12 protein-coding genes and 1 pseudogene are annotated in these 18,369 nt (G+C 47.4%); 5 read left to right on the top strand and 8 right to left on the bottom strand.

The annotated features are described in order from the left end of the window. Positions 1–7 precede the first annotated feature (7 nt). The 3 genes from menD to BST85_RS04290 all read left to right on the top strand — a co-directional run bounded on the left by menD (position 8) and on the right by BST85_RS04290 (position 4,283). On the top strand, positions 8–1,669 hold the full coding sequence (menD, locus tag BST85_RS04280; RefSeq protein WP_104812128.1) for a 2-succinyl-5-enolpyruvyl-6-hydroxy-3-cyclohexene-1-carboxylic-acid synthase: 1,662 nt from the start codon (positions 8–10) through the stop codon (positions 1,667–1,669). A gap of 27 nt (positions 1,670–1,696) precedes the next feature. Continuing rightward, a complete protein-coding gene (locus BST85_RS04285; RefSeq protein WP_104812129.1) occupies positions 1,697–2,527 on the top strand; it encodes a CvfB family protein in 831 nt (276 codons plus the stop codon). A gap of 118 nt (positions 2,528–2,645) precedes the next feature. Then, complete coding sequence (locus BST85_RS04290) at positions 2,646–4,283, top strand: alpha/beta hydrolase-fold protein (protein WP_245917632.1); 1,638 nt, start codon at positions 2,646–2,648, stop codon at positions 4,281–4,283. Between the two features lies 1 nt (position 4,284). On the opposite strand, the gene BST85_RS04295 is transcribed toward BST85_RS04290, so the two are convergent. Continuing rightward, positions 4,285–4,728 (bottom strand): hypothetical protein, encoded by a 444-nt coding sequence (locus BST85_RS04295; protein ID WP_104812131.1) that lies wholly within the window; start codon positions 4,726–4,728, stop codon positions 4,285–4,287. Between the two features lie 41 nt (positions 4,729–4,769). Further along, positions 4,770–5,888, bottom strand: a complete 1,119-nt coding sequence (locus tag BST85_RS04300; protein ID WP_104812132.1) for a C1 family peptidase — start codon at positions 5,886–5,888, stop codon at positions 4,770–4,772. Positions 5,889–5,944: 56 nt separating this feature from the next. On the opposite strand from BST85_RS04300, the gene BST85_RS04305 reads away from it, so the two are divergent. Both BST85_RS04305 and BST85_RS04310 read left to right on the top strand, forming a co-directional pair. After that, the gene (locus tag BST85_RS04305; protein ID WP_104812133.1) at positions 5,945–6,784 is read left to right on the top strand and encodes a 1,4-dihydroxy-2-naphthoyl-CoA synthase; all 840 of its coding nucleotides are present in this window, start codon (positions 5,945–5,947) and stop codon (positions 6,782–6,784) included. A 189-nt stretch (positions 6,785–6,973) separates the two neighbouring features. After that, positions 6,974–7,411 carry a doxx family protein gene (locus BST85_RS04310; protein WP_245917633.1) on the top strand — a complete coding sequence of 146 codons (438 nt, stop codon included), beginning with the start codon at positions 6,974–6,976 and terminating at the stop codon, positions 7,409–7,411. A 3-nt stretch (positions 7,412–7,414) separates the two neighbouring features. Here BST85_RS04310 and asnB read toward each other — a convergent pair whose 3' ends face one another. From asnB to uvrA, 6 genes and pseudogenes are all read right to left on the bottom strand, one after another. Next, the gene (asnB, locus tag BST85_RS04315) at positions 7,415–9,085 is read right to left on the bottom strand and encodes an asparagine synthase B (protein WP_104812135.1); all 1,671 of its coding nucleotides are present in this window, start codon (positions 9,083–9,085) and stop codon (positions 7,415–7,417) included. 215 nt (positions 9,086–9,300) lie between these two features. After that, on the bottom strand, positions 9,301–11,712 hold the full coding sequence (locus BST85_RS04320; protein WP_104812136.1) for an alpha-ketoacid dehydrogenase subunit alpha/beta: 2,412 nt from the start codon (positions 11,710–11,712) through the stop codon (positions 9,301–9,303). Between the two features lie 161 nt (positions 11,713–11,873). Continuing rightward, the gene (locus BST85_RS04325; protein WP_146090644.1) at positions 11,874–14,078 is read right to left on the bottom strand and encodes a gluzincin family metallopeptidase; all 2,205 of its coding nucleotides are present in this window, start codon (positions 14,076–14,078) and stop codon (positions 11,874–11,876) included. Then, positions 14,027–14,656, bottom strand: a complete 630-nt coding sequence (locus tag BST85_RS04330; RefSeq protein WP_104812138.1) for a gluzincin family metallopeptidase — start codon at positions 14,654–14,656, stop codon at positions 14,027–14,029. Before BST85_RS04330 ends, BST85_RS04325 begins: the two co-directional genes overlap by 52 nt. Before the next feature lie 176 nt (positions 14,657–14,832). Next, positions 14,833–15,522, bottom strand: a complete 690-nt coding sequence (locus tag BST85_RS04335; RefSeq protein WP_104812139.1) for an LOG family protein — start codon at positions 15,520–15,522, stop codon at positions 14,833–14,835. Positions 15,523–15,537: 15 nt separating this feature from the next. Then, a pseudogene (gene uvrA / locus BST85_RS04340) lies at positions 15,538–18,365 on the bottom strand (excinuclease ABC subunit UvrA). Between the last annotated feature and the right edge of the window lie 4 nt (positions 18,366–18,369).

Below are 18,369 nucleotides of genomic sequence, written 5' to 3' on the forward strand. Positions count from 1 at the left end.
GCAGCGGATGAATTTTTCCGCTAAACCGCTTTCCCAAACTATCACTCAGCTTTGCCTGATCAAAGGGATCGATCACGTGGTGATCTCCCCGGGTTCCAGGAGTGCTCCCCTGACCATCGGGTTTACTCAAAATCCAGGTTTCAATTGTTTTGCTGTAGTCGATGAACGCTGCGCTGCATTTACGGCCCTGGGGATGGCTCAGCAATTGGAAAGACCGGTTGCCTTAGTCTGTACTTCGGGTTCTGCACTATTGAATTATTATCCAGCCATAGCCGAGGCTTTTTACAGTGATATACCGCTGGTGGTGCTTTCTGCGGATCGTCCACCAGAACTGATCGATAGAGGGGATGGGCAGACCATTCGGCAGGAAAATGTCTTTGCCAATCACATCCTTTACAGCGCACAATGCCAGGAGGGAGAAGAACATCAGTTGCAAAATGAGACCCTGATCAATGTGGCCTTGAATACAGCTGTGGAATTAAACGGACCTGTCCATCTGAACTTGCCTTTCTCTGAGCCGCTTTACGGGGTTACGGCCGATATGTCCGTCAGACCCCAACACGTTCCGGTTCGTCTTCCCGAAAGAGTTGAGATCCCAATGGATTGGGTTGTTGATCAGTGGATGCAGGCGGAAAAGAAGATGGTTCTTTCAGGTGTATTACCGCCGGCTGCCTTGAATAAGGGAACCTTGGACAGGTTGCTGTTGGACCCATCCGTACTTCTATTGTCAGAGACTACATCCAATATTCCACATTCTGCGTCCATTACTGCCATCGATCAACTGATCGCTCCTTTATCTGAGTCTGAGTTTTCTGAGCTTCGCCCTGATCTGCTGATCACCATAGGCGGAATGGTGGTCTCCAAAAAGATCAAGGCATTTCTAAGGAAACACCAGCCAAAAGTGCATATCCACGTTGACCCTAAAAAGGCTTACGATACCTTCTTTGCATTAGATCGTCATATAAAAGTTACTCCTCAGCAGTTCTTCGATGCGATCTCAAGTGAGCATTTAGCTAGACAAAGTAGCTATAAAGACCAGTGGATAAAGGTCAAGAATCATCGGTTGCAGCTTCATGATAAATACATGAGAGAAATACCGTTTTCTGATTTCCTTGTGCATCAGAGAATATATTCAACTATTAATACAAGTTATTCCCTTCAACTAGCTAATAGTACGGCAATTAGATATTCTCAATTATTCGATTTATCCCATGTTTCCAGCGTCTATTGTAATCGAGGTACCAGTGGGATCGATGGCAGCAATAGCACCGCCATTGGAATGGCGATGGTGAGTGAATCTCCTGTCTTGTTGGTCACTGGGGACCTTAGCTTCTTTTATGATAGCAATGCCTTTTGGAACGACCATATTCCTGCCAGTTTCAGGGTGATCTTATTGAATAATTCCGGTGGTGGTATTTTCAGGATTCTCCCCAATGCCAAGGAGACTGATAAATTTGAACAATTTTTTGAGACCAAGCACCCGCTAAACGCCGGTTCCATTTGCCAGATGCACGGCCTGGACTATCAATTGGTCAGTGATAGTGGTTCATTAGAGAAGGCTCTGGATGGGTTCTATGAAGATACAGGCAGGGCGAGAATTCTGGAGGTAGATACTTCCGCATGCCCCAATGATGAGATCCTGCTTAATTACTTTGAGTTTATCCGCTAACGGGAAAATTCGGACTACCTTTGCCGCATGTTAAAGATCGGAGAGTTCCAGGAACTGAAAATACTGAGAGAAACAGATCCAGGCTTGTACCTGGCAAATGAAGAAGGAGACGAAGTACTCTTACCGCACAAGTACAAACCTGTGAAGTTTGAAACAGGCGATGTTCTCAATGCGTTTGTATACCTGGACAACCAACAGCGCCCTGTTGCAACTACCTTAGAACCACATGTGAAACTGAATGATTTTGGTTATTTGCGCTGTAGCCAGGTCAATAAGTTCGGAGCCTTTATGGATTGGGGGATAGAGAAGCAACTCTTCGTACCGTACAAGGAACAGGCCCGTCCCATGAAGGAAGGCAGTTGGTATGTGGTGCGTCTGTATCTGGATAGTCTGACCGGGAGACTGGTTGGTTCCAGTAAGACCAGGCGTTTCCTTCAAAACGATGAACTGACCGTAGATAAATTCGATCAGGTTGAGGTGCTGATCACCCATATCACTGAACAAGGGGCACACGTTATCGTGAACGGTCAACACCAGGGGCTGATATACATAGCCGATATTTTTGAAGACTTGCACAGCGGGGATCGGTTTCAGGCCTATATCAAGAAGATCCGCCCGGATAAGAAACTGGACGTGGTGCTGCAATCGCCCGGTTACAGGAGTATTGAACCCAATGCACAGTATATCTTGGAAGAATTAACTGCGGCAGGAGGTTTTTTACCGCTTCACGACAAATCCGAGCCAAAAGAGATCAAGGACACCCTTGGGTTGAGCAAAAAGAGCTTTAAAAAAGCTATCGGAAGTCTGTATAAGGACAAGAAGATCAAGATCATCGAGGGCGGTATAGAACTGTGCTAAATTCGTAACTTGGAGCAACTAACTTTAGTTTCTCCATATGTTATTTCGCGCATTCTCTTTCGTACTAGTACTCCTTTTAATTTCATGCCAACAACCTGGTACTGATATCTCTTTCAAGGTGACCCTGGATAAGGCAGTTGCAGAAGGTCCCATCGATGGCCGCTTGCTCCTCATGTTCTCCAATGACGATTCTGCCGAACCTCGATTTCAGATCAATCCAGGGCCTAATGGTCAGATCATATTTGGAAAGAATGTAGAGGATTGGAAGCCCGGTACATCCGTCGATTTTACAGCCGAAGACCTAGGGTTTCCGTTTGAACAGTTACAGGACATTCCCAAGGGAACCTATCAGGCTCAAGCGCTGCTGCATGTTTATGAGACCTTTGATCTTTCTACAGGCCATTCGGTCAAGTTGCCTATGGACAACGGGGAAGGGCAGCAGTGGAACAGATCTCCCGGTAATATCTACAATCTGCCGGTGGAGGTCAACATTGGAGAAGGAACAGAGGTCAGCTTGAAAATCGACCAGGTTATTCCACCGATCGAAGAACCGGAAGACACTCAATGGGTCAAACACATTAAGATGAGGTCGGAAATGCTCTCTGAGTTCTACGGCCGGGATATGTACCTGGGGGCCCATGTACTCCTGCCGAAAGGTTTTGATGAGCATCCTGAGGCCAACTATCCCCTCATGATCTTTCACGGTCATTTTCCAAGCGATTTTGGGAACTGGAGGACAACTCCACCGGATGAGAACCTGGAGCCGGAATATTCAGCTCGGTTCGGGGTAGAAGGGTATAATATCATTCAGCAAGAGGAAGCCTATGATTTTTACCGACGTTGGAATGCCGAGGACTTCCCGCGCTTTTTAATCATTAAGATCCAGCATCCCACGCCCTACTACGACGATAGCTATGCCGTCAATTCGGCATCACAGGGTCCTTATGGGGACGCCATAACTTACGAGTTGATCCCTCATATCGAAGAGCAGTTCCGAGGAATAGGACAGGGCTGGGCCCGTTTTCTTTACGGGGGTTCAACAGGAGGTTGGGAAGCGCTTGCTGTACAGGTGAAATATCCTACCGAATACAACGGCTGTTTTGCGGCTTGTCCTGACCCTATTGATTTTAGGGCCTATTGTCTGACCAACATCTATGAGGACGAAAATGCCTACTACTATCCAACTACCTATAAAAAACTAGAAGTCCCCGGGCATAGGGACTATTTGGGAAATGTGAATACTTCCGTCAAGGATTATAACCATCTGGAGTTAGTTTTGGGAGATCGCTCCAGATCTGGTCAACAGTGGGATATCTGGGAAGCGACCTATTCGCCCCAAGGAGAAGATGGTTATCCGGTTCGGCTCTGGGATAAGTACACTGGAGAGATTGACCATGAGGTTGCCGACTATTGGAAAGAGAACTATGACCTAAGACATATCCTGGAACGGGATTGGGAAAAATTGGGCCCCGAATTACAAGGCAAGATCCATATCTATTGTGGCGATATGGACAACTATTACCTGAACAATGCGGTCTATCTGATGGAGGACTTCCTGGAGAGTACGACCAATCCATACTACGATGGGGAGGTGACCTATGGGGACCGGGCAGAACACTGCTGGAATGGAGATCCGGATCAACCAAATCATATCTCTCGTTTGCGCTACAATTCCATGTATGTCTCCAAGATAATGGCTCGCATAGCCGAAAGTGCCCCTGCGGGTGCCGATCTGAGCAGCTGGTTGTATAAATAAGCTAGAATCCTCTCCCTAAGCGATAAGGAGCACAGCGCGCGCAAATTCCTGTAGGAGGGCAAGAGTTGACCAGGTTCAGGCCTCTCATCTCCTGATAGACCTCGTTCTTCACCCGGGTGGCCCCATCAGATTGGTAGCCTTCGGTCTCGAAGCCATAGAATTGCTGTTGTAGATAAGACAGATCGTAATCCTGTTTGATAAAACTGCTTTGACCTTCCAGGGCAGTCATCATATCAACGGGTTGCCGGTAATTCTGTGCACTCATCTGGAAGGACTTAAGCCTGGAAGCATAGGAGGATGCCACCCCCTTGTACAAGCCGATAGAACTTATGGACTCAATAGCCGGCAGGGTATTGGCTTCCAATTTGAGGAATCGATTTTCAAAATCGTATTGCCCAAAGCCGGTCAAAGGGAGTAGGAACAGTATGACGATCAAGTATCGCATGCTACAAAATTATCAAAAATCGCGCCAGCGAGAAATCCTTATCACAAGTTTAACTTCCTGGCAATGGCTTCCGGGAGGGCATCCTTATGCACCATAATACTGATAGCCTTAAGCCGCATATAGGACGTGCTGAAGTAAACATAACCACCATTAGCGTTGCGAGATTCGTCGGTCCCCCAACTGTTCTTGACCTTGTAATAGCGGGTTCCGTTCTGATCTTCCAACAGGCCGGTGATGTGCATCAGGTGGTCGTCCGTGGTGTTGTAATTTTCAAACTCGGACTGCCTGAAGACCTGGTCGATCTGCCGCTCAGGATAGATACCCTGCAAGGCTTTAATGGTATTCTCAGAGGAGGCAGGCACTATAGCTACACCGTCCTTGGAAGAAAAGCTGCGCTCACTTACGTCGCAGTCCAGTTCTACGGTAAAACCGTTCTCCAGGGCGTGATCTACGATCTGCATCATCTCATCCAGGGGCAGGTTATACATACTGCCGTTGCTCCAGTTGTCCGGAATATTCAGGATAAAGGACTCGTTGTAGGGAGCATGAGCAAAGGAGGTCAGGGTGATATAGTCATCAGGATCGATACCCGTCATCTCAGAGAAGCTGGACGGAGTATACCGCTTCCCATCATAATTGAATTCCTCGACATTTTCTCCCAGGTAAATATCCAGCATGGCTTGGACCGCATCCCGCCACTTACTGCTGAGTTCTCGTCCGGGATTATTTACATAGGTTTCCAGCATGCTGCTTAGCACTGCGATCATTTCAGCGTGATTATGGCCTTTCTGTGTTCCTGGAATTCCCGAATAGACCGATTGAGGTACCAAACCGAATTCCCTAACCGAATTCATCACATCGTGAGCCAGGCCACCTTCACTAAATTGGGCCTTTCCCTGCCGCATAATATAATTCTCTGCCTTTTTGGGATAGGTATTTCTAACGGTATACATTTCTGAAAGGTCGATCTGTTTACCTGAAATACGAATGATCTCGGACTCCAGGAAGGAGGTACTGGAAAAACTCCAGCAGGTTCCCGTTCTACCCTGGCTGATCACTGGGGTGGTCTCCAGGTCGATCAGTGTGTTGAATTGATAGGCCTGTTGGGCAAAACTGGAAGAAAAGAGCCACAAAGCGGCCAAAAACAACTGTACTTTCATGGGAATTGGTTTAGTAAACGCAGTCAAAGATTTATCTTTAGCGCAAAATAAACAAAATGACGACACCGGATTGGATCACCGCCAAAGAGTATACCGATATCACCTACAAGAAGTGTAATGGGGTGGCCCGTATTGCTTTTAACCGTCCAGAGGTTAGGAACGCTTTTCGGCCTCATACCACAAGTGAATTGCTGGATGCCTTTCACGATGCCCAGGAAGATCTATCCATTGGGGTAGTTTTGCTTTCAGCAGAGGGTCCGTCCCCCAAGGATGGAGTCTATAGTTTTTGCAGCGGGGGTGACCAACAGGCCAGGGGACATCAGGGCTATGTAGGCCAGGACGGCTACCACAGGCTAAATATCCTCGATGTTCAACGTTTGATCCGCTTTATGCCGAAAGTTGTAATAGCTGTGGTTCCCGGCTGGGCAGTCGGCGGTGGGCACAGCCTGCATGTGGTCTGTGATATGACCCTGGCCAGTAAAGAACACGCCATCTTCAAACAGACCGATGCCGATGTGACCAGTTTTGACGGAGGATACGGTAGCGCTTATTTAGCCAAGATGGTGGGGCAGAAGAAGGCCAGGGAGATCTTCTTTCTAGGGCGCAATTACTCGGCTAAGGAGGCCTATGAAATGGGTATGGTCAATGAGGTGGTCCCACATGAACAGTTAGAGAACACAGCCTATCAGTGGGCCCAGGAGATCCTGGCCAAGTCTCCAACTTCCATAAAGATGCTCAAGTTTGCCATGAACCTGACCGACGATGGCATGGTTGGCCAGCAAGTCTTTGCAGGAGAGGCCACCCGTTTGGCCTATATGACGGACGAGGCCAAGGAAGGAAGGGATGCTTTTTTAGAGAAAAGAGCACCTAACTTTGACAAAAAGTGGCTGCCTTAGCAATTTTGTTTGATCTTTTTGACTGGCTAATCGGGCTATATTCGGCTTGTGCATTACCCGGATATTTAGATATTGATCAGTTATATCACTGATTAACAGTTAGTTGTTTTTTCTACCGAATAATTGACATCCGTCAGGATCCAAACTTGCTGGTATTTTTATATTTGAACGATTTCAGCAATCCCACTAGTGAAAGCTTTCAAATCCGTTCTTGCCTTGAACTTACTCAGCCTGACTATAGGCCTAGTCTATTTCTTTTTTGGTGTTCTTAAGTTCTTTCCCAGTCTGAGTCCCGCCGAGGATCTGGCCATACGGACCATCGATATGCTTAGCCTGGGATTGATCCCGGACAGGGTATCTATTGTGCTCCTTGCCGCCTTAGAAACCGGCATCGGTCTAATGTTGATCCTGGGATGGAAACCTAAAATTGCCATTTATCTGGCCCTGGGCCATATGGTCTGTACATTTACTCCTTTGTTCTTCTTCCCAGACCTGGCATTCACTCAGCCCACCTACTTTCCTTCCTTGTTAGGGCAGTACATCGGTAAGAATATCATCATCGTTGCAGCCCTGATCTCACTCCTGCGTCAAGAACGAGAGAGCCAATTGGTCTTTGACGAAGAATAAGTCCTATTTCTCGTAAGCTTCTTCATGTACATTAGCAACAGCCCGTCCGCTGGGGTCGTTCATGTTTTGGAAACTGGCATCCCAAGCCAGGGCAACCGGACTACTACAAGCTACTGAAGGAACCGATGGCACGCTTAGCGCTGCAGTATCACTTGGGAAATGCTCTTCGAATATGCTTCGATAATAGAATTCCTCTTTGGATGTTGGTGTTTGAATAGGAAAGCGGAAGTGGGCATTGGCCATTTGTTCATCCGTTACCTCCTGGTCTACCATTTCCTTTAGCGTGTCTATCCAACTGTAGCCTACACCATCGCTGAACTGTTCTTTCTGCCTCCAGGCCACGCTTTCGGGTAACATATCTTCGAAGGCCTTACGCAGTATCCACTTCTCCATACGTTCCCCGTTGATCATTTTATCCTCGGGGTTCAGTCGCATGGCCACATCCATGAACTCCTTGTCCAGGAATGGCACACGTCCTTCAATTCCCCAGGCCGCCAAAGATTTGTTCGCCCTCAGGCAGTCGTATTGGTGCAGCTTATCTAGTTTCCTGACTGTCTCCTTATGGAATTCTTCGGCATCCGGTGCCTTGTGGAAGTATAGATAACCACCGAAAATCTCGTCACTTCCCTCTCCACTGAGCACCATTTTGATACCCATGGCCTTGATGGCCCGAGCCATGAGGTACATGGGAGTAGAGGCCCTTATTGTTGTAATATCATAGGTCTCCAAGTGGTAGATCACATCTCGGATGGCGTCTATACCTTCCTGAATGCTGAATTTGATCTCGTGATGCACTGTATCCAGATGATCCGCTACCTTTTGAGCTGCAGCCAGGTCAGGTGAACCTTCTAGACCAATGGCAAAGGAGTGCAACCTAGGCCACCAGGCTCCTTCCTGGTCACCAGATTCTACCCGCTTATCTGCGTACTTTTTGGCCAGGGCAGAAGTGATGGAAGAATCTAATCCACCGGAAAGCAACACACCATAAGGCACATCACTCATCAATTGGCGGTGTACGGCAGCATCCAGGGCCTCTCTCAATTCTTCAATTGAACTCTCATTGTCTTTCACATGTTCAAAGTCCATCCAATCCCGACTGTACCATTTTTTAAGCTCTCCATCCTTGCTGTAGAGATAATGACCAGGAGGAAAGAGTTCGATCTTACTGCAGTAGCCTTCTAAGGCCTTTAGTTCTGAAGCGACATAGAATGTCCCATTCTTGTCCCATCCCATATAGAGGGGGATGATACCCATATGGTCCCTGGCGATGAGGTAAGCATCCTCTTTGGCATCGTATAAGGCAAAACCGAATATGCCGTTCAGTTCGTCCAGGAATTCCGCTCCTTTGTCCTTGTAGAGGGCAAGGATCACCTCACAATCCGACTGGGTCTGAAATTGATATTTTCCTTCATAAGGAGCTCTCAGCTCCAAATGGTTGTAGATCTCTCCATTGGCAGCCAGAACCAGGGATTGGTCTTCAGAGAACAGGGGTTGTTTCCCGGAGGTTGGATCAACAATAGCCAGCCGCTCATGGGCAAGTATGGCGTGATCATTAGTATATATACCGCTCCAATCCGGACCGCGGTGACGGATGGTTTTAGACATGGCCAGGAGCTGAGGTCTTAGGCTCTCTGGAGATTGTTTCAGGTCGAAGGCGCAAACGATTCCACACATAATTGCGTATTTAATGGTTTAGTTGATTCAATAAAAAAACCCGTCAGATTAACAAAAACCTGACGGGCCATATATCGCGACAAGTTTTTGCTACGGCATTGCGTTATTATTATTCAAATTGTTATTCAGTGCAGTAAACATAACTTGTACTTCTCTTTTACTTGAATCAAATATCCAATTATTTCTGGATAATCCAACAATTTTGTAAGAAAAATTTACCTCAAGGGAGGGAAATCAGTTGGGTTGGCCTCGTTCATAATGGCGTATACCTTTTCGAAGACATCTTCAGTAGAAGGCTTGGAAAAGTAGTCGCCATCCGTGCCATAGGCAGGTCTGTGCGGCTGAGCTGATAAGGTCTGAGGAGCACTGTCCAGATGTTGGTAGGCGTTCTGCTTCTCTAAGATGTGCTGCAAGATATAGGCCGATGCTCCTCCAGGGACATCTTCATCTACTACGAGCAACCTGTTGGTTTTGGCCACACTTTTTACAATGTCTCCGGGAAGGTCGAGTGGCAGCAAACTCTGGACATCGATCACCTCGGCATCAATTCCCAATTGCTGCAACTCTTTGGCCGCATCCATTACAATCCGCAAAGTGCTACCATAGGAAACTAATGTTATATCAGATCCTTCACGAACTGTTTCCACAACACCTATTGGGGTTCGGAATTCGCCCAGGTTGTTGGGGAGTTTCTCTTTTAGTCTGTAACCATTCAGACATTCGACTACCAGGGCCGGTTCGTCTGTCTGTAAAAGGGTGTTATAGAAACCGGCTGCCTTCGTCATATCCCGTGGAACCAGGATATACATGCCGCGCAGCAGGTGCAATACGGCTCCCATATGTGACCCGCTATGCCAGATACCCTCCAGTCTATGTCCTCTTGTCCTGACGATCAATGGAGCCTTTTGGGTCCCCATGGTCCTGTATCGAACTGTGGCCAGATCATCACTAAGGATCTGAAGCCCATAGAGGATGTAATCCAGGTACTGGATTTCGGCAATTGGCCTCAAGCCTCGCATGGCCATTCCTATACCCTGGCCTACGATGGTAGCTTCGCGGATCCCGGTATCGCTTACGCGCAGTTCACCGTATTTATCCTGCAGTCCTTCCAGTCCTTGATTAACATCACCGATCTTTCCGCTATCCTCACCGAAGACCAGTAACTCAGGGTAATGGTTTAAGAGGTGGTCAAAGTTATCTCTAAGGATCAAACGACCATCCACATCTTCGGCATCCTGATCGTAGGAAGGAAGTACTTCAGAGATGGAAGTTGCCCGGTTCTCGGCTTCAGAATACAATTCGGAGCTGTATTTTGGTTGGATCAATTCGAAATAGTTGTTGATCCAGTCTTGGAGCTGACGTTTTTCCGGACTGTTCTCGGTAGTGACGAAACGCAGCGCTTTTCGGGTTCGAGAAAGAATATCTCTTCTGAGTGGTTCTTTTTCTTGTTCCAGTTCCTCCCTGATCTTATCGATGAACACACGGTTAGGACTGCTGTCTGCCAAGTTCTTCAATAGGGTAACAGCTTCTTGCTGCTCTACCTTTTGGGGAGCGATAAAGGCGTTCCAGGCCTTTTTCTTGCCTTCACGGACCTCTTTCTTTATTGCCTGATCCAGTTCGGTCAATTCCTCTTCTGTGGCAATATTGCTATCCAGTATCCACTGGCGCATCTTCACATTACAATCGTGATTAGCTTCCCATTCCAATCTTTCCGGGCTCTTGTAGCGCTCATGGGAACCGCTGGTAGAATGGCCCTGAGGTTGAGTTACCTCGGTCACATGGATGATAATTGGAATGTGTTCTGTCCTGGCCAGTTCTCCGGCTCTGGCAAAGGTGTCCATCAGTTCAGGATAGTCCCAGCCTCTGACCTGTATCATTTCATAACCAGCCTTTTCCTCTGTCCGTTGAAACCCGGACAGAATCTCAGATAGATCTTCTTTGGTGGTTTGATGCCTGGCATGAACGGAGATTCCGTATTCATCGTCCCAAATGCTTACAACCATAGGAACCTGTAATACACCTGCAGCATTGATGGTTTCCCAAAAATGCCCTTCACTGGTACTGGCGTTTCCAATAGTACCCCAGGCCACTTCATTCCCATCTACCGAAAATCCACGACTATCTATGTCCTCTTGGTTCCGGAAAACCTTGGAAGCTTGAGCCAACCCAAGCAAGCGAGGCATTTGTGCAGCCGTAGGAGAGATGTCCGAGCTGGAATTCTCCTGGCGGGTTAGATCTTTCCAGTTCCCTTTTGGGTCCAGGCTATGCGTAGAGAAATGGCCACCCATCTGTCTTCCGGCACTCATGGGATCCGCATTCAGATCTGTGTGGGCATAGAGGCCGGCAAAGAATTGCTCTATGCTGAGTAGGCCCAAGGCCATCATAAAGGTTTGATCCCTGTAGTATCCGCTTCTCCAATCTCCTTTCTTAAAGGCACGCGCCCAGGCAAGTTGTGGGACCTCTTTCCCGTCCCCGAAGATCCCAAATTTGGCCTTGCCGGTGAGAACTTCTCTTCTCCCTAACAGACTACACTCCCGGCTGGTCACCGCTACCTTGTAATCATTCAGGACAGCTGTTCTGAAATCATCAAAGGTCAGGGTTCCATTTGTTTTGGGTTTGCTCTGCATAGGAAGGGAATTAGAAGGCAAAATTACGAAAATTCAATCGCATTTGCAATGGCAAAACCATAGAGTATTATCAGCAATTAGGGCTTATAATTGTCAAATTCGCAAAAAATATATGATTTACGACTTGTGGATTGTCGATTAGGAAATTTGTTGCAGTTCAATTAATACCATTCCCTGGTGAACAAACTGAAGAGTGTTCTAAGGCTTAAAGTGACGATGAATCGGATCCGCTTATCGTAGTCACCCAATCCAGGTTCCCAGCCCAGACTGGAGTAAAGCGGGAAGTAGAGTTCAAAATAATCCTCCACCAAATTCAGTCTCACCCCAGTATCGAATACGGCCTTAGTGCCTTGGCCTTTATTGTGGACCAAACCGGCATCACCATATAAGAACACCCATTTCCAAACACTGGCGCTCGCGTTAATGGTCGTGATCCAGGAATCGGCGAAAGCCGGTTCCAATTGACTTTTGAATCCACCTTCAGCAATGATCAACTGTTGGCTAAACAATCCGCTGTCTTCGCTACGTCCGTAGTAATTGTAATCGAATAGGTAATCGGTAGGTCTGTCCAATGCAAAACTGAAGAAGTCACCCTGGTTTCTGGTGTCGTTGAATAAGAACACTCCGGCAAAAAAGCGTATGTTGATCTGCCTGTTGTTCAGGAAGAGTTTTCGATATTCCAGTGTAGTGGAGAGTTTGCTGAACTTGTCCGATATCTGGTAATCCAGTACACCCCGATAGTAATCGATCAGATTGGGGTTGGAGAAAACGTATTGGAAGTTAAAGACACTGTAGTTGGGTTCGTCCACTTCTACGACATTAGGATCGAGATCCCTGCTAACAGTCACACTCCTGAGATTGATGAACTGCTTTTTATTACTTCTCAGATCCTGAGGCCTGAAAGAAAAGGTCATATAGGGAGAAAGTCTCTTGTACAGCAGATCCACATTGTAAGAGAACAAGCTACCTGAGATCCCATATCGCATGGCATACAGGTTCCCCTCGTCCTTGAAGTCCGTATACTGCAGAGACGCACTACCTACAAGCATATTGGATTTGAGCGCATATTGAGGCTCGAGCTTATAATGGAAACCTTTTCGCAATAAGGTCTTATTGTAAAGTTTAGGACCAATGCTCAATCCGTCGTATACATTATAGCCGAATACGGGCATGACAAACACCTGACCGTAACTGGGATCTTCTACATCCTGGAACAAACGCACCTGGAATGGCCTGTTCATTAGGGTAGTGATCCCTTTGTAGTTGTTTCTTTGGTTGAACTCGGGGATGATCCCTTCATAGTTCAAGGCCAGCTTGCGCACTCCCTCGGCAGGCACCATTATGGTGGCCGTATCGCTGAGCGGTGCCACCCACTTTTTAAAGACCACGGTATCCCTGTTGATCCCATAGATTGAGATCGGCATGGTGTTGTCCTTTAGGTTGGCGATACGCACCTCCAGGGAATCTCCTCGCTTTTTGACCTTTTTGATCTTGAAATCGATGGTTGTACGGCGGCCCACATAGTCTTCGAAGAACCAATTGACGGGTAGCTCCGTATTGGACTCTAACAATCGCTGGAAATCTTCAGGCCCGACATCCTGAAACTGGTTCTGCTTATAAAATTGTCTGACGGTGTTGTCTACGGTCTCATCGCCCAAATAATCCGACAAATACTGCAGGCCATCTCCTGCGTAGTAATCACTGGCAATGTTCTTATTGAACTTCACCAAGGAGTCCTTAGGCGTAACCAGGGATTGATGCAGGTTGTTCCTGGCCATGTTCAAATAGAGCAGGGGATACTGATCGTTGAATTCCAAATCTGCCAGGTGAGCCCAACGAATGATGAACCAATCACTTAAGCTCCCGATCACCTTCATGTTGGGATAGAACTGATCCACATATTCTGTCATCAGGTGAATCTGTAGGGCTCCGATCAGCCAATGATCCTTCCTGGGATGAATGGGCAGTGTGTTTTCAATATACCGACGGGAGACGGTTTTTAGCATTTCGATCTCATACTCAAATCCGGCTGGAAAGGGACTGACGAAATTGGGTAGCTGATTTAGACCATATACCGGGCTAGTCTTATAGTCCGCCTGGCTGATCACCATCTTTTTAAAGGGATAGGCACCCAGGCGATCGTCCAGGAAGAAAACAATGCGGTCGATGGCCAGGGCCTTGATAGGCCCGGTGACCTTGCGATCGTCCATATTGGTGACCACTTCAAACTTATCGGTGACCACAGAGCTGAAGGTCGGAATCCTTTCCAGGTAGAGATTGGCTGACATCCGATTCTCTCCGCTCAATGCAGTGACTACCCGGTCACTTGCCTGGAACTCGGATACCACATCCAGATCCGAGACCAACTGATAACCCGGGGGCTGTTGAAGGTGATCCGATAGGAGGTAGGAGCCTGAAACAGATCCTCGGAATTCTTATTGCTGTAGGCTTGCCAACCGTCCCTGTAAACGGCCGGAGTTAGATACCAATACTTTAATTTGTAATCTCCCTGCCGCGTTACTCCATATCGGGTGAGGCGGGCATCCGGTTGCTTTGAGTTGTACTGAAATTTTAACTTGTATATTTCTCCAGGTTGTAGAACAGAATCCAGCTGGACGATCAATATATCCAACTCGTCCCCGCGTTTCCATTCCAACGCCAGGGACTGAGAATTAGCAACACTATAGATCTGCGTTCTCCCTCTGTCCTCATCTTTTTCAAACCTGAAAGCACGATCAAAATTTTCTCCGAAGCGTTCGGCTAAAGGAGTAGTCTTTGTAGAGAAACTGTTCGCCCAATCATTGAAGTAGATCTGCGATATGGTATCGTTGGATGTATTCGTAAAGAGAACTTCCTGAACAATATCCAGGGAACGGGATTGTGGTTTCAGGGTAGCATCAATGGATATCTCCTGCTGGGACCAAGCCAGGGAGATGGGTATCATAATCAACGCGAGTATGTAAAACTTCCTTAACCTCAAATAAATGCCTCTAGGGCGCATTTGTTCATCTGTAATTATAACAGATTAGACCTCAGAATCCCTACCGGGTTCAATTGGCCTATTTCCCTGATCAATCGTTCATTGCACAGCATGTGAACAGTCGAAATGGGGCCACCAAATCAGAAATTTGGACTTAATCTATTTTCATCATAGAACGAATTGAGAACCTCCAGAACCTGTTCCTCGTCATCCACCAAGTGGATCAGTTCCAAATCTTCAGGGCTGATGTTCCCAAATCCATTCAGGACGGACTCCCGCAACCACTGGATCAAACCACTCCAGAATTCGGTCCCAACAAGGATTATCGGAAATGCTTCGATCTTTTGGGTCTGGATCAGGGTTAGGGCCTCGAAGAACTCATCCAGGGTACCAAAGCCCCCTGGCAGTACTACAAAACCTTGGGAATATTTCACAAACATGACCTTGCGGACAAAGAAGTAATCAAAATCGATACTCTTATCCGGGTCGATGTATTCGTTGTCGTGTTTTTCGAATGGCAAGTCAATGTTCAAGCCCACAGAGGTGCCGCCTGCCAGATTAGCTCCTTTGTTTCCGGCCTCCATGATGCCGGGTCCACCACCCGTGATCACCCCATAACCATTCTCACTGATCTTTTTCGCAATGCGGCATCCTAACTCGTAATACGCTTCTCCAGGCTTGGTTCGGGCCGATCCAAAAATAGAGACACAAGGCCCTATCTCACTAAGTTTTTCATAGCCATTGACAAACTCCCCCATGATCTTGAAGATCGCCCAGGAATCGTTCGACTTGACCTCCGTCCAATGCTTGGGTTCAATGTTGTTTCTCATAGCAAAAAATACGTGCTAATGTAGCTCTTTTTTCAGGAAGCGGGCGGTGTGTCCATTCCCCTTGACCAGTTGTTCCGGGGTACCTGTAGCAACAATTGTGCCTCCGTTCTTTCCACCTTCCGGACCCAGGTCTATAATGTGGTCTACGGTCTTGATCACATCCAGGTTGTGTTCTATGATCAATACTGTATTTCCTTTGTCTACTAATTTATTTAAGACCTGAAGTAAAACTCGAATGTCCTCAAAGTGGAGTCCTGTAGTCGGTTCGTCCAGGATATAAATTGTGTTACCTGTATCCCGCTTGGAAAGCTCGGTGGCGAGTTTGATTCGCTGAGCCTCCCCACCAGAAAGCGTAGTTGATTGCTGCCCCAGGGTTATATAGCCCAACCCAACATCCTGGATGGTCTTTAGTTTGCGGTATATCTTTGGGATGTGCTCAAAAAAGGCACAAGCCTCATTGATGGTCATGTTAAGAACATCGGAGATGGACTTACCCTTATAGCGGATCTCCAGGGTCTCTCGGTTAAACCGCTTCCCCTGACAAGTCTCGCATTCCACGTAGACATCCGGAAGGAAATTCATTTCGATGACACGCAGACCACCTCCCTGGCAGGTTTCGCATCGCCCGCCCTTTACATTGAAACTGAATCTACCGGGCTTATATCCACGAATCATGGCTTCAGGTACTTTGGCAAAGAGACTGCGGATCTCAGAGAATACCCCGGTATAGGTGGCTGGGTTGGACCTCGGTGTCCGTCCGATCGGGGCCTGATTGATGTCTATCACCTTATCCAGGTGTTTCAGACCACTGATGGTCTTGTAAGGCATGGGTTTCTTCACTCCGTTGTAGAAGTGGTTGTTAAGTATGGGATAGAGGGTCTCATTGATCAAGGTGGATTTTCCACTACCGGACACGCCGGTGACCCCGATCATCTTCCCCAGGGGCAGGTTGATAGAAACGTCCTGCAGGTTATTTCCGGTCGCTCCCAGTAGTTTCAAGGATTTGCCGCTTCCTTTTCTACGTTCTTGGGGAATCTTGATCTCTTTGGTACCATTGAGGTAGTCCGCTGTCAGGGTATGTTGTTCCCGGATCTGTTCCGGAGAACCGGTGGATACGATCTCACCCCCATGCTTGCCGGCGGCAGGACCGATATCGATCACATAGCCAGCCTTTTCGATCATGTCCTTGTCGTGTTCCACCACCAGAACAGAATTTCCCAAATCTTTGAGTTGGATCAAGGATTGGATCAGTTTTTCATTGTCCCGCTGATGCAGTCCTATACTGGGTTCGTCAAGGATATACAATACGCCAACCAATTGGGAGCCGATTTGGGTTGCCAGCCTGATACGCTGTGCTTCACCGCCGGAGAGGGATTTTGAACTTCTATTCAGTGATAAATAGGTTAGGCCTACATCCATCAGGAATTGCAGCCTAGCCTTTACCTCTTTAATGATCTCTGAGGCAATCTGCTGCTGGTTTTCACTCAGTCTATCGTGCAGATCTGAAAACCAGATAGCTAAATCCTGAATGTCCATTTCGGACAGCTGAGCAATGTTCTTATCGTTTACTTTGAAGTTCAGGGATTCCTTGCGCAAGCGGGCACCGTGACATTCCGGACAACGTACACTATCCATGTATTCCTTGGCCCATCTCCTGAGCGATTTAGATTCGTTGGCTTCGAAGGTGTGTTGCAGGAAAGTCGCCACTCCTTCAAAGTCTATTTTGTAGCTGCGGGTAATTCCAAGGGTCTTGGAGGCCACATCAAATTTTTCGTTACCCCGTGAAAGATGATCTCCTGGGCTTCCTTAGGGATGGCATGAAAGGGATCTGATAGTTTAAAATCGTAGCGCTGAGCGATCAGTTCCAATTGTTTGAAGATCCAGTTGTTCTTGTTGGGTCCATGAGGAGCAAGGGCCCCATTATTGATGGATAGTTCCCTGTTGGGAACGATCTTTTCCAGGTTGACCTCATGTAAATGACCAAGCCCTTTACATTTTGGGCACATTCCCTTGGGGGAATTGAATGAAAAGTTGTTCGGTTCTGGATTGGGGTAGGAGATACCGGAGGTGGGACACATCAGGGACCGGCTAAAGAACCTGACCTGATCATTCTCTGCGTCCTGTACCATCATAATATCATTACCGTGATACATGGCGGTTGCTATAGACTCGGTAATACGTTTTTCAAGTTCTGCTCCCTGATCCATCTTCAGGCGATCGATCACGATCTCGATATCGTGCGTTTTATATCGATCGATCCGCATTCCTTTTACCACGTCAAGAATCTCACCATCCACGCGAACACGTGTAAAGCCCTGTTTTCCGATCTGTTCGAATAATTCCCGGTAGTGACCCTTTCTGGACCGCACCACTGGTGCGAGAACGATCAATTTCCTGTCCTGGAACTCCTGGACGATCAATTCCCGGATCTGCTCATCGCTGTAGGAGACCATGCGTTCTCCCGTCTCGTAACTAAAAGCGTCACTGGCTCTAGCATAGAGCAAGCGAAGAAAGTCATAGATCTCGGTAATGGTACCTACTGTAGAACGCGGGCTTCTGCTGGTGGTCTTTTGCTCGATGGCGATCACTGGAGATAAGCCATCGATCTTATCTACATCCGGGCGCTCCAGGCTACCTAAAAATTGACGTGCGTAGGCAGAAAAGGTCTCGATATAACGTCTTTGGCCCTCGGCATAGATGGTATCGAAGGCCAAGGATGATTTTCCGCTACCTGATAACCCGGTAATAACGACTAGCTCTTCCCTGGGGATAATAACATCGATATCCTTTAAATTGTGGACTCTTGCCCCTAAAACCTCGATAAATTCACCTTGATCGACCATATTT

This window comes from Aureitalea marina (genome assembly GCF_002943755.1).
GTDB classification, from domain to species: domain Bacteria; phylum Bacteroidota; class Bacteroidia; order Flavobacteriales; family Flavobacteriaceae; genus Aureitalea; species Aureitalea marina.